At 60.7% G+C, this 13,117-nt stretch carries 10 protein-coding genes and 2 pseudogenes; 7 read left to right on the forward strand and 5 right to left on the reverse strand.

Features of this window, described 5'->3' with window-relative positions:
* Positions 1-123 precede the first annotated feature (123 nt).
* The 3 genes and pseudogenes from ACT6VE_RS23395 to ACT6VE_RS23405 all read right to left on the reverse strand — a co-directional run bounded on the left by ACT6VE_RS23395 (position 124) and on the right by ACT6VE_RS23405 (position 2,919).
* On the reverse strand, positions 124-1,239 hold the full coding sequence (locus tag ACT6VE_RS23395) for an alpha/beta hydrolase (protein WP_444800773.1): 1,116 nt from the start codon (positions 1,237-1,239) through the stop codon (positions 124-126).
* Between the two features lie 54 nt (positions 1,240-1,293).
* Positions 1,294-1,767 carry a cyclophilin-like fold protein gene (locus tag ACT6VE_RS23400; RefSeq protein WP_444800774.1) on the reverse strand — a complete coding sequence of 158 codons (474 nt, stop codon included), beginning with the start codon at positions 1,765-1,767 and terminating at the stop codon, positions 1,294-1,296.
* A pseudogene (locus ACT6VE_RS23405) lies at positions 1,670-2,919 on the reverse strand (MFS transporter). Before ACT6VE_RS23405 ends, ACT6VE_RS23400 begins: the two are co-directional and overlap by 98 nt.
* A gap of 188 nt (positions 2,920-3,107) precedes the next feature.
* Between ACT6VE_RS23405 and ACT6VE_RS23410 the strand changes: the two are divergent.
* Both ACT6VE_RS23410 and ACT6VE_RS23415 read left to right on the forward strand, forming a co-directional pair.
* The gene (locus ACT6VE_RS23410) at positions 3,108-3,995 is read left to right on the forward strand and encodes a LysR family transcriptional regulator (RefSeq protein ID WP_444800775.1); all 888 of its coding nucleotides are present in this window, start codon (positions 3,108-3,110) and stop codon (positions 3,993-3,995) included.
* A 74-nt stretch (positions 3,996-4,069) separates the two neighbouring features.
* Positions 4,070-4,374 (forward strand): annotated as a pseudogene (locus ACT6VE_RS23415) (sulfite exporter TauE/SafE family protein); the annotation flags it as partial.
* 65 nt (positions 4,375-4,439) lie between these two features.
* Here the strand turns inward: ACT6VE_RS23415 and ACT6VE_RS23420 are convergent.
* Entirely contained in the window at positions 4,440-5,630 is a 1,191-nt protein-coding gene (locus ACT6VE_RS23420; protein ID WP_444800776.1) for a ZIP family metal transporter, read from the reverse strand.
* Positions 5,627-6,757, reverse strand: coding sequence for a multicopper oxidase domain-containing protein (locus ACT6VE_RS23425; protein WP_444800777.1), 1,131 nt, complete (start codon positions 6,755-6,757; stop codon positions 5,627-5,629). The genes ACT6VE_RS23420 and ACT6VE_RS23425 overlap by 4 nt, the downstream gene beginning before the upstream one ends.
* A gap of 195 nt (positions 6,758-6,952) precedes the next feature.
* On the opposite strand from ACT6VE_RS23425, the gene mntR reads away from it, so the two are divergent.
* From mntR to ACT6VE_RS23450, 5 genes are all read left to right on the forward strand, one after another.
* Positions 6,953-7,408, forward strand: a complete 456-nt coding sequence (gene mntR, locus ACT6VE_RS23430; RefSeq protein WP_444800778.1) for a manganese-binding transcriptional regulator MntR — start codon at positions 6,953-6,955, stop codon at positions 7,406-7,408.
* Between the two features lie 200 nt (positions 7,409-7,608).
* Positions 7,609-8,001, forward strand: coding sequence for a hypothetical protein (locus tag ACT6VE_RS23435; protein WP_444800779.1), 393 nt, complete (start codon positions 7,609-7,611; stop codon positions 7,999-8,001).
* A 122-nt stretch (positions 8,002-8,123) separates the two neighbouring features.
* The gene (locus tag ACT6VE_RS23440; RefSeq protein ID WP_444800780.1) at positions 8,124-8,528 is read left to right on the forward strand and encodes a FixH family protein; all 405 of its coding nucleotides are present in this window, start codon (positions 8,124-8,126) and stop codon (positions 8,526-8,528) included.
* Entirely contained in the window at positions 8,525-9,955 is a 1,431-nt protein-coding gene (locus tag ACT6VE_RS23445) for an efflux RND transporter periplasmic adaptor subunit (RefSeq protein WP_444800781.1), read from the forward strand. The genes ACT6VE_RS23440 and ACT6VE_RS23445 overlap by 4 nt, the downstream gene beginning before the upstream one ends.
* The gene (locus ACT6VE_RS23450; protein ID WP_444800782.1) at positions 9,952-13,113 is read left to right on the forward strand and encodes an efflux RND transporter permease subunit; all 3,162 of its coding nucleotides are present in this window, start codon (positions 9,952-9,954) and stop codon (positions 13,111-13,113) included. The genes ACT6VE_RS23445 and ACT6VE_RS23450 overlap by 4 nt, the downstream gene beginning before the upstream one ends.
* The last annotated feature ends 4 nt before the right edge of the window (positions 13,114-13,117 follow it).

Here is a 13,117-nt window from a genome sequence, read left to right on the forward strand (position 1 = left end):
GTTCGTCCACCTTCGGCCTGAAATGAGTATGCGGCGTTGAGATCGAAAAGTCCTGAAGCTCAGATCGAGGCCCAGACTGTGCAGGTCCGGGCCTTCTCATCTTGTCGAGGGAGACGTGCTGGATCACGCCTCGAGGTGTTGATCGAAGAATGCCGTTAGCCTGTCGAACGGGATGAGGTCCACGCGATCGTAGAGATCGACGTGCCCGGCACCCTTGACCCAGACGAGCTCTTTCGGCTCAGCCGCACGTTTGTATGCATCTTCGCTGAACTCGCGTGAATGGGCCTGGTCTCCAGTGATAAACATCATCGGCCGGGGCGAGATCGTCTCGATATCATTGAACGGATAGAAATTCATGAACTTGACGTTGCTGGTCAGTGTCGGATGCGTAGTCGTGTGTCGTGTCGCGGTCGCCGGGGTGAATTCGCCTCTCGGCGTGCGGTAGAAGTCGTAGAACTCGCGTTGGATCGGATGGGTGTTCGCCTCCAGATCGTGTACCGTCCCGCCGGTCAGTTCGACTTCGCCACCGGCGAATTCCACATGCCGTTGGTCCGCGGCCGCGGCGATGATTTCCTTCCGCTGCTCGACGGTCAGCGAGTGGTTGAGTGCGTCGCGGTTGGCTGCGCCCATGTCATACATGCTGACTGTCGCGATGGCCTTCATGCGCGGATCGATCTTGGCGGCGCTGATGACGAAGCTGCCGCTCCCACAAATCCCGATCGCGCCGATGCGCGCCCTATCGACGAAAGGCTGCGTTCCGAGGAAGTCGACGCCGGCACTGAAACCTTCGGCGTAGACGTCAGGAGAAACGAGATTGCGGGGCTGGCCATCGCTTTCGCCCCAAAACGGCAAGTCGATGGACATCGCGACGAAGCCTTGTTCGGCCATTTTCGTGGCATAAAGGTTGGCGCTCTGCTCCTTCACGGCACCCATAGGATGCCCGACGATGATTGCCGGCGTCTTTGCATTTCGGTCGAGGTCGTTGGGAAGGTAGAGATTGCCAGCGACGTTCATCTGGTACTGGGTCTTGAAGGTGACTTTCTCGAGCGTCACCCGATTGCTGGTGTAGAAGTTGTTTGCGCCGTTGGACATGTCTTGGGCCTTTGCGAATGGAAGGTTGAGAACGGACATCGCGCCAAATGCTGCGATGCTGGCACCGCTCATTTTCAGCAGATGACGACGGTCGATACCTGTGCCGGATATTTCGAGCTTGGCTTTGGATTCATTCTTCTCGTTCATCGTCGTATCTCCGCGGGTGAGGGTTGAGGGAGTGCAAACTCAGAGGGGGCATCGTCAGACCCTCTCGATACGAAGCGGAAATTCGCCGCGCATGCGCAGGGGTTCGAAGCCGTCGTCGAAACGGCCAAGACGGATCAGGCCAGACGAGTATCGATAGCCGCTGTGGAATAGAGCCAGGTTGCCCCACGGGGAAAAATAGCAAAGGTCACCAGGGCGCTCGTTGTCGAAAGGCCCGCTTTCCGCCTCGGTCAGCTTGCGAGGCAGGTAGGTGATCTTCTCGTTGGTCGAGTAGTCTTCGATCTCGAGGTCGAGCGGCAACATCGACGCGAAGTCGCGGGCCGAAGCGTTGTCGTAGAGGGTCGCGGTCATCGTCTGACCGTTGAACGTCATCCTGATCTTCACCTTGCTCGGCTCCTGGCTCGCTGGGTCGCTACCTTGCTGGCCTCGGGCCAACGGCGGGAAAACTGCTGCCGCAATCATCGATCCGAGAACTGAACGGCGGCTGAGTGTCTTCGAATTCGAAACCATGTCGGATGCTCCGGGTGTAGCGCCACGCCACAGTGGCAAGAACGGACGAGCCAGTCAGAAGTCCGGCGCAAGGGCGAACGTGGTCCACCAGCCCGCCGCGTCGAACAGAACGCCGCCCAGGGACGCACCCAACGTGATTGCAAGCTGGATGGTGGCAACCTGCAGACCGCCTCCTGCCTCCGCATCGTCGGGGATGGTCCGGCTCAGCCATGTTCCCCAACCAACCGGGGCGGCCGTTCCGAACAGGCCCCATGCGGTCAGGAGGATCGCGGTGATGACGGAGGATGTGCCGAACGCAATCAACAACAGTGCGATGGCCGCCATCACCAGCGGGATCGACCCCAGGACGCTGAACAACCGTGTTTGAAGAAGGCCGCTGACGCAGTAGGTGCCGATGATGCCTGCCAGCCCCATCAGGAGGAGCAGCAGGGAAAGGGTCGAGATCGAGACCTGGGTCACGGTTTCGAGGAACGGGCGCAGATAGGTGAACAGCGCGAACTGCCCCATGAACAACAGCATGACGGAAGCCATGCCGATCGCCACCTGCGGACGGGCCAGCAGTCGCAGGACGTTTGGCGAGCCTTTGTTACGGTGTGGCGGAAGAGATGGCAGGCTGATCCACTGCCAGACGAGTGCCAGCAAGGCGAGCGGCACCACGGCGAAGAACGCACTGCGCCAGCCGATATAGGAACCGAGCAGGCTGCCCAGCGGTGCGGAAATCGTCGCCGCGATGGCATTGCCCGCGTTCAGAATCGCCAGCCCTTTCGGGACCGCATCTTCGGGCACCAAGCGCATGACGATGGCGGTCGACATCGACCAGAAGCCACCGATGGCGACGCCGAGCAGGGCGCGGCCGGCCATCAGCACCACGTAATTCGGCGCAAACGTGACGATGGTTCCGGAGACGATCAGAAGAAGCGTGAGAGACGTCACGACCAGACGGCGGTCCAGTCGACGCGTGACCGACGATACAAACAGGCTTGTGACGACCGCTAGAATACCCGAGATCGAGATCGCCTGGCCCATATGGCCTTCGGTGACGCCAAGGTCCGTCGCGATTGGTGACAACAAACTGACCGGCATGAATTCGGATGCGATCAGGACGGCGACGCAAAGCGCCATGGAGAACACCGCTCCCCAGGCTGCGGTCATGGGGACATGTCCGCCTCCGGACACGCGCCGCGAGGGGGTGTCGTTGACCAGGGCGGTGCTGATGTCGGTATCGAGTGCGAGTGTTCGCTGTGTCATGAGGGTAATCTACAGCAGGCCAACTTCCCTGATTAGTCATTGCAATTTGGATGGGCTTATCGGACTGTGATATAAATCCTTCGGAGGCGTGCGTGAAAAGAGAAGACCTGAACGACATGCTGTGGTTCCTGGTGGTCGCCGAAGAGCGCAGCTTCACCAAGGCTGCGGCGAAGCTCGGCACGTCACAGTCGACACTCAGCCATACGATCAAACATCTCGAAGCGCGCATGGGCCTGCGGCTTCTCACCCGCACGACGCGGAGCGTCTCGCCGACAGAAGCTGGCGAGAGGCTCATTCGCACGCTCTCGTCTCGGATTGAAGAGATCGAGACCGAGATCGACGCGCTAATGGAAATCCGGGACACGCCATCCGGAACGGTCAGGATAACCTTGTCCGACCACGCGCTGGAAAGCGTCGTGTGGCCAAAGCTGTGTCCCGTCCTGAAGGACTATCCAGACATCAAGGTCGAGCTCAACACGGACAACGGTTTCCGCAACATCGTCGAAGACCGGTTCGATGCCGGGGTGCGACTTGGCGAGAGCGTGGACAAGGACATGATCGCCGTCCGGGTCGGGCCGGACTGGCGTCTCGTGGCCGTGGGGTCTCCCTCGTACTTTGCAACGCGGTCGTTTCCCCGTTCACCGCAAGAGCTTGTCGCGCATAACTGCATCAACCATCGCCAGTCCCGGTCAGGTGGTCTCTATACGTGGGAGTTTGAAAACGGAGAGAAGGAACTTCGTGTCCGCGTCGATGGGCAGCTCACGTTCAGTACCTCCTACGCGATGATCGATGCCGCTGTGAATGGCTATGGGATTGCCTATCTTCCAGAGAATCTCGTGGAGAGCGCGGTCGCTTCTGGGCGATTGATTCAAGTCCTCGACGACTGGTCGCCGATGTTTCCCGGCTACTATCTCTACTACCCGAGCAAACGTCAGCATTCCCCTGCGTTCAAAGTCGTTGTCGATGCGCTGCGAGTTTGAAGCGGAGAGTGTCATCACTCGAGGGTCGCCTGCGTCCGACCGGCGTCGCTTTTCGGAGCAAACCGGCTGACGCGGTCGTCGTCAATCTGTTGGCCGGAAGTCTTTTGGGAGCCTGGGTCGGCGCGGGTTGGGCAACACGGCTGAAGTCCGAGACCCTGTACAAGGTCATTGCCGCGCTTCTCGTCGTGATCGCCGTCGTGCTGATCTTCGGTCATGACGGCGACGTAGGTCGATCCTTGTTGACCGGGACGGCCCAGATGTGGCTGGAGTCGTCGCCGGGGGAGAACTTCTTATCCCCACTCTCGTCCTGCCGTACGGTGCGGACATCAAGCTGGCGGGAAGTCTTTCGCCCGCCGTCAGCCTGCCGACCATGATTGTTTGACAATCTCCCCATGCCGAGGCGCGTCCCAAAACTGATAGCCTGCTGAGGCCTGTGGCGGGACGTCAGATTTTGACGAGCATGGCAGTCGCGTACATGAAGGCGACACCTGTTGCCAAGCCGCCGAAGGACGCAGGTGTCAGCAATGCCCTGATGCCCTGGCCGTTCGAGCGGCTCATGAGGCCGCAGACCTCGACAATCACCTGAGCGATTGCGCCAGCGCCAATGGCAAGGGCGATCGCGGTCCACTGTGGTGCGTAGGCGAGGCTGCCCGTCCAGATTCCCAGCACCGCCGGGCCGCCCGCAAGCAGGGCAAGTCCCACAAAGGAAAGCAAGCTCGGCTTTTCCTTGAGAACGGGTGCGGCGATCCCGATGCCCTCGGTGATGTTGTGCAGGGTGAAGCCGAGGACGAGAAAGGTACCCAGTCCCGCGCTACCCGCTGCGAACGCCGCGCCGATCGCCAGGCCTTCGCCGAAATTATGCAGTCCGATGCCAAGTGCGATGAAGGTCGCCAGCGCCAGTCCCGTCGGGGTGCCGCGTCGGCGGCCGATCGCCATCAGGATGAGGAAGCTGGCCGCGGCCGTCAGAACGACCATGACGCTCCCCTGGAAGATCGGTGCTGACGTACCGGCGAACTCCAGCGCTTCGACGACCGTGTCGACCAGCAGGAACGCAAGCAGCCCCACGGTCAGGGCAAGGAGAAACGCCATCGTTCCCTGGCCTGCGCCACGAAGGGCTGGATAGCACATCAGGCCGATTGCAACGGGCAGGATGCCGACAAAGGCTCCGAGAATGGCCTGTGACCAGAGACTGCCGGAGGTGGCGACGGGGGTCGGCACGGCGACGGCGATCTCGTGGTCGAACGTCGCGCCCGTGTTGGTGACGAAGGTTACGTGGTGGGTTTCGCCCAAAACCCAGGGGAAGGGGAGGCTGATCCAGGCCGTATCACCGCGGGCGATCGTGCCTTGCGGCTCCTGTTTGAATTCCCAGTAGGCGGCATCCACCTGAACCTGGGCGACCTTCATAGGGTCCGACCCGCCAGCACGGACAAGCAGTCGCAGGCCGTCGTGATCGAGGATCGTGCGCTCGATCGTCAGGTTCTCGACGGGCGGTGCGCCGTTGCTGAAGCCTTGCAGTGGGTTTGTCTGGAGCAGCCAGACGATCGCCGCCGCGAGAACCGCGACAGGCAACAGCAGCCAGAGATAGCGGGACAAGCCGGAGGTTGGAGCAGCAGCGTTGATCTTTTCGTGGATCATGACAGGGCCTCCACAACGTCGAACATACCCATCCAGCCAAGTTCGGTGAATTCCGACTGATGCGCGTGGAACATGTAAAGCCCCGGCTCGTGTTCCTCGAAGGTGAACTCGAGGATGCCGCGTTGTGCCTGGCACTGCACGATGAGATCGACCGTCTTGAGTGTCGGCGTCAGCGTTGTTCCCTGATCGTAGTAGTCGAAGAAGTTGGCATGCAGGTGGAACGAGTTGATTGGGTCAAATTCGACGATGTTGACGAGATAGATGCGGACCGGCCGTCCCTTGACGACCTTGATCGGTTCCTTCGCGTAGCAATGGGCAATCGTGTTGCAGGCATAGAACTCGTTCTCGCCATCAAAATTCGTGTCGAAGGCGTTCATGACCATTGCCATTTCCTGCCATCGTGCATTTTCCGGAGACCCGAGGAGCCTCGACTTAGCGACCTCGAGATGATCGGGGTGACGAGCCGGATCGGGATCGATCACGAAGAGGCCGTACATGCCTTTGTGGATGTGGCGGGCAAGCGGCAGGGCATGGCAGTGGTAGAGATGGCAGCCAAAGGGCTTGGCGGTGAACTCGTAGACGAACTCTTCACCGGGGCCGATGACGCCCGCGCCGGGCACGCCGTCCATTCGGGCGGAATGAATGCCGTGGAAATGCAGTGAATGAGGGTGCGAGCCGTTGTTGATGAGCTTGATACTCAGGCGCTCGCCCTCGGTCGCCCGAAGGGCGGGGCCGGGGACACGGCCGTTATAGGTCCAGGCTGGAAACATGACGCCCGGCGCGATCTCGATTTCCTTTTCCTCGACGGTGATTTCGAAGCTGCGCAGCTTGCGTCCGTCCGGCAGATCGCTCAACTCGCCCGTATGCCAGTCGGTGAGCATGCTCGTCGGATCGAAGCCGTTGCGGGCATTGTCCACGTTCCCGACGGTGATCATCGCGCCATGTGCTGATTTGTGAGCCGGCGCGACACCCCCGTTTTTCACAGCGGATGCGGCAGCGCCGTGCTCGCCCGAATGGGCGTCCTGGGCCGTCGTGGTGCTGGTGCAGATGCTCGTCGCGCCGAGCGCGGCCACCCCGCCACCGAGCAGGCTTCGTCTACTCAAGGCCGTCTGTGCCCACTTCAGCATTTTAGAGCTCACTCCAATTAGCAATCTCAATAAAGAAGAGCACTATAGCATGTTTATAGCAAGTGCTATATTGCGGCGGGCGAATGAAAACGACAAGGTCCGCACATATGTCCCTGGATGCAAATGACGAGTGGGAACATAGCTTTTGCTATGATATCGTAATGGCGGTTGTAGTTTTGAGCAGGCGGAATTGAATTGAACGAGAAGAATAGCCCGGCGATAGAGATCGAGAGCTCGCTTATCGCTCCCGATGCCCAAATGGAGAGCTTCAAACAAGCAAGGAGCAACCGCCGCAGCGAACTCGTAGAGGACTACGTCGAACTCATCGCCGACCTCCTTGCCGACGGGGGCGAAGCCAGGCAGGTTGATATCGCTCAGCGCCTGGGGGTCGCGCAGCCGACAGTTGCCAAAATGCTGAAGCGACTGATTGCGGAGGGCTATATCCAGCAGCGGCCTTACCGGGGAGTGTTCCTGACCGATGTCGGCAAGAAGCTGGCGGCCGCAAGCCGCGAGCGGCATCAGATCGTCGAGTCTTTCCTTTGCTCGATTGGTGTCAGCGTCGAAACGGCGAGGATGGATGCGGAGGGCATCGAGCATCATGTAAGTCCCGAGACCTTGGAGGCGCTGAAAAAGTTCACTGTGGAGAGATAAGGTCGAACTACGAAACTGAAGTCACCTTTGCATACAAACACGTCTGCCTACTATGCCGCTGACCGGAGAAGGCGTAGTGCGTTTACCATCACAAGCACCACGTCACCGTGTCCGCCGGATGACGGGTTCCGGATACACATCTGTGTGAGCCCTACTTCACAGCTCGCTTTCGGCGTGCCAGTGTATTTGTCATGAGGCTTATGAAGACGTTGCACAGGCTGCTCTTCGCTGCTGCCCTGCTCGGGATCGTTGTCGGTCCTGTTGGCATCGGGGTAGCCGATGGCGCTATGGCCTCTTCGATCTCATCCGCATCGACCCCGATGGCCGATATGGATATGACAGGCAAGGACGTGGCGGATATGGGGATGGCGGACGACATGCCGTGCTGCCCCGACGAGACGCCCGTCCCACCCGATTGCGGAAAGGCCTGTCCGTTGGCCGTGCTCTGCACGTCAGCGATCGTCTGTCAGTTGGCGAACTCGCATTTCTGGTCGTTGAATGTCGGCTGGACAGTCCATCGGTTCCTTATTCCCCCACATGCGGAGCTTGCTTCCTTACTGGTCGATCCGCCAGTGCGTCCTCCAAGAGTCTGATCCCACGTCATAGAACACGTTGCTGGTTCGGTGCGGTCGCAGGGGTGCGTCCGTGCGCCATCGATGGCGATCATATTGACTGTAGACGAGGTCGCAGACCCGTCCGGATGAGACATTGAATCATGAGCAAGACTTTCTTCAACGCGAGGACCGCGCTCCTCTCTGGCGCAATGCTGTTCAGCACCGCCACCGCTTCCTTCGCCGGGGCGCAGGACTACGAATTCCAGGCCGTCCAGACCGAGATCAAACAGGGGCCCGGCTCGATCGTGTCGGTACGGCTCATCGACAAGCGGACGGGCAGAACCGTTCCTGACGCCATCATCTTCACGACCCGGATGGACATGGCTCCCGACGGCATGGAGATGATGACCACGACGGTGGACCCGTCAACTTTCACCGAACCGGGCGTCTACATCTTCACAACGAACCTTTCGATGGAAGGCGGATGGCGCTTCCAGGTCGCCGCCAAGGTTCAGGGCGAGCCTGAAACGGTCAAAGGCGAAGTCATCCTCAAGGCAGTCCCGTGAGTACGTCGCGCATCGTTGCCACGCTCTTCCTCGCCGCGATCGTCGGCGGGGGAGGCTATTGGGCCGGAAAGAACGATATCGGTGCATTCTTGCAGCGGTACGTTGAAGGCACCGGGACGGCCCCTGAGGCGGAACCGCGACGCGAAGGAACGGGAGCGGTGATCTACTACCGCCACCCGGACGGGTTGGCCGAATACTCCGTCGGGCCGACGAACACCGATGACGGGCGGCCGTTCAAGCCCGTCCGGGCAAGCGAGGACGTCAGCCTCGGCGCGACCGGGGCGGTCGACCCCGCCGCCGACACGGCAGCCGTTACACCCGAACGGAAGGTCCTGTACTACCGCAACCCCATGGGGCTTCCCGACACGTCCAAGGTGCCGAAGAAGGATTCGATGGGGATGGACTATCTCGCTGTCTATGACGGCGAGGTTAGCGACAGTTCCACCGTCAAGGTCACGCTCGGCAAACTCCAGCGGACGGGGGTGAAGACCGCGTTCGCCGAAAAAACTACCGTCAGCCGGAAAATTCGCGTGCCTGGAACCGTCACACTCGACGAGCGCTTGGTCAGCATCGTTTCCATGCGGGCTGACGCTTTTGTCGAGGACGTCGCGGACGTCACGACGGGAGACAGGATCACAAAGGGGGAGAACCTCTTTCACTTCTATTCAAAAGAGATCGCCACCGCCGGAGCCGAGTACGCAACCGAAATGCGCAACGGCGGGAAGCCGGGGCCGGATTCCGGCTCGGCGCTCCGCCTGAAGAACCTTGGGGTGCCCTCCGCGACGATCACCAGCATTGCGACTGAGCGAAAGGTGCCACAAAGCATTGCCTACACCTCGCCTCGAGACGGCGTCGTGCTGGAGCGCATGGCCGTGAGCGGCATGATGGCCGAGGCTGGAGATATTCTTTTCCGCATCGCAGACCTGTCGAAGGTCTGGGTAATCGCCGACGTTCCTGAGTACGAACTGGCCGCCGTCCGCAAGGGCGCGGTCGTCTCCGTGGTCGTCCGCAATGTGCCAGACACGACGTTCAAGGGAACGGTCGACCTCATTTATCCGGAGGTTCAAATACAGACCCGGACGACAAAGGTCAGGATCGAGCTTCCGAATCCGGACGGGCAACTGAGGTCCAACATGTACGCCGAGGTCGAGATCGAAGCCGGGGCCGGAAATGCGGTCGTCGCCGTTCCCAACAGTTCGGTCATCGATACGGGCGACCGGCAGATCGTCTTCCTCGACAAGGGCGAGGGCAGGTTCGAGCCGATGGATGTCGGCCTAGGAGTGCGTGGCGAAGACATGACGGAGATCACCAAAGGGATCGCTACGGGCGACCGCGTCGTCGTTTCCGCCAACTTTCTCCTCGATGCCGAAAGCAACCTTAATGCAGCGCTCAGTGCTCTGGCGACGGAAGACGAGGTGAAGCCATGATTGCGAACATCATTTCATGGTCGGCCCGCAACCTCGTTCTGATCTTCGTGGGCGCGGTGCTATCAATCGCAGGCGGGGTTTATGCCCTGCGCACGCTGCCCCTCGATGCGATCCCCGATCTCTCAGATGTACAGGTCATCGTCTTCACCGACTATCCCGGACAGGCTCCGCAGGTCGTTGAGGACCAGGTCACCTATCCCCTGACGACCTCCATGCTGACCGTGCCGAAATCGAAGGTCGTCCGCGGCTTCTCGTTCTTCGGTGTTTCCTTCGTCTACGTGATATTCGAGGACGGGACCGATCCCTACTGGGCGCGCAGTCGCGTGCTCGAATATCTGAACGCGGCCGCAAGCCGTCTCCCCGACGGCGTGTCTCCGAGCCTCGGCCCGGATGCTACCGGGGTTGGCTGGGTCTACCAGTACGCGGTCGTCGCCAAGGAACTGTCGCTCGCCGAACTTCGCTCGCTTCAGGACTGGGTGGTGCGCTTCGCCGTCTCCAAGTCCGAGGGCGTTGCCGAGGTGGCCAGCGTCGGCGGCTTCGTCAAGCAATATTCAATTATCGTCGATCCGGCCCGCCTGAAGGCACAGAATGTCTCGCTGTCTGACATCGCTGACGCCGTGCGCTCCAGTAACCGGGATGTCGGCGGTCGGACCGTGGAAATCTCCGAGTTCGAGTTCATGGTGCGCGGCAAGGGATACCTGCAGGGCATCAAGGACATCGAGAACATCGTCCTCAAGACGAACGCTGGCGTCCCGCTGCGTCTGTCCGACGTCGCGCGAGTGGAACTGGTTCCGGACGAGCGCCGCGGTATCACCGAACTGAACGGCGAAGGCGAGGTCGCCAGCGGTATCGTCCTCCAGCGAGACGGTGCCAACGCGCTTACCGTCATCGAGAACGCCAAGGAGAGTCTTGCGGCGGTTCAAAACAGTCTCCCGGCTGGCACCGAAATCCTGCCCGTCTATGATCGTTCGAAACTCATCGAAGCTGCGATCGAAACACTCAAGACCACGCTGATCGAGGAATCGATCGTCGTCGCGCTGGTGACGATTGCTTTCCTCCTGCACGTGCGCAGCGCGCTCGTCGCGATCATTATGCTGCCGATCGGCATCCTGATCGCCTTCATGGCGATGCGGGCGCTAGGCCTGGGATCGAACATCATGAGCCTCGGCGGTATCGCCATCGCCATCGGCGCGATGATCGACGCCGCCATCGTCATGATCGAGAACGCCCACAAGCATCTGGAGCGCGCTCCACCGGGCAAACCGCGGACCGAAGTCTTGATCGAGGCGGCAAGCGAAGTCGGCCCGCCACTGTTCTTCAGCTTGCTGATCATCACGGTGTCGTTCCTGCCGATCTTCACGCTGGAATCGCAGGAGGGCCGCCTGTTCGGGCCGCTGGCATTCACCAAGACGTTCGCGATGGCGGCCGCCGCGCTGCTGTCGATCACGCTTGTTCCGGCACTGATGATCCTGCTCGTCCGGGGCCGGATCGTCCCAGAACAGAGGAACCCGCTCAACCGACTGCTGATCTGGATATACCGTCCGGTCATCGCCGGCGTCCTGAAGGCCAAAAGCCTGACGATCCTGGCAGCCATCGTGATCCTCGGCGTGACCGCATGGCCCGTGCAGCATATCGGCAGCGAGTTCATGCCCAATCTCGACGAGGGCACGCTGATGTACATGCCGACGACGCTTCCGGGCCTGTCGGTTACGAAAGCCGCGGAACTGATGCAGACGCAGGACCGCATCATCAAATCGTTCCCGGAGGTCGAGACGGTGTTCGGCAAGGCGGGCAGGGCGCTGACGGCGACCGATCCGGCTCCGACCGAGATGTTCGAGACGATCATCTCCCTGAAGCCGAAGTCCGAATGGCGGCCGGGCGTCACCTCCGACAGCCTGAAGCAGGAGATGGATGCCGCCCTTCAGTTCCCCGGCGTCTCCAATGCCTGGACAATGCCCATCCGTGCCCGCATCGACATGCTGTCGACGGGGATCAGGACGCCCGTCGGCGTGAAGGTCTACGGCACGGACCTCAAGGAGATGGAGAAGGTCGCCCGCGACATTGAGACCGTCCTCAAGACCGTGCCCGGAACGTCGAGCGCCTATGCCGAGCGTATTATTGGTGGATACTATCTCGACATCATCCCTGACCGTATGACTTTGGGGCGCTATGGTCTTTCCATCGACGATGTCCAGGATGTGATCGGGATGGCTCTCGGGTCCGAAGTGGTGACATCGACGGTCGAGGGCCGGGAGCGGTATGGGGTAGCAATCCGGTATCCGCGGGCGTTCCGAAGCGCTCCGCAATCCATCGCCCGTGACGTCCAGGTCTCTCTGCCGGGAGGTGGCACGGTCCCGCTCGGGGAAGTCGCTGAAGTAAAGCTCACCCGCGGTGCTACGACTATTCGGACGGAGAACGGCCAGCTTGCCGTCTATATCTTCGTCGACATCGCCAACCGGGACCTCGGGGGGTACGTAGCGGAAGCCCAAGCGGCCGTTGCGGCAAGCGTCCAGATGCCCGCGGGTTACTCCGTCGCATGGAGTGGCCAGTTCGAATATCTCGAACGGGCGAAGGCCCGGCTGATGATCGTCGTCCCGCTGACGCTCGCGCTGATCTTCCTGCTGCTCTACCTGAACTTCAAGGCGTTGACCGAGACGATTATCGTCATGCTGTCCTTGCCGTTCGCGCTGGTCGGCGGCATCTGGATGATGTGGTGGCTGGGCTTCAACGCGTCGGTGGCCGTTGCGGTAGGCTTTATCGCATTGGCAGGTGTCGCTGCGGAGACCGGGGTGATCATGCTGATCTATCTCGACCAAGCGCTGAGGGGAGAGAAGGCGAAATGCGCGACCGAAGGCAGGGCATTCGAAAAAGAAGACCTCGATAGGGCGATCATGGTTGGGGCGGTCGAACGTGTTCGGCCCAAGATGATGACCGTCGTCGCTATCATGGCGGGATTGGTGCCGATCCTCTGGAGCACGGGTGCCGGCTCGGAAATTATGCAGCGGATCGCCGTGCCGATGATTGGTGGCATGGTATCATCGACGCTGCTGACGCTGGTCGTGATCCCCGCCGTCTACGGGCTGGTTAAGGGCTACGGATTGAAGAGAGTGCGCGCGGAAAACCAAGTCCTCGCATCCTTGGCCGTAAATCAGAATTGAGAAG

It is taken from the genome of Shinella sp. (assembly GCF_052438155.1).
Taxonomy (GTDB): Bacteria; Pseudomonadota; Alphaproteobacteria; order Rhizobiales; family Rhizobiaceae; genus Shinella.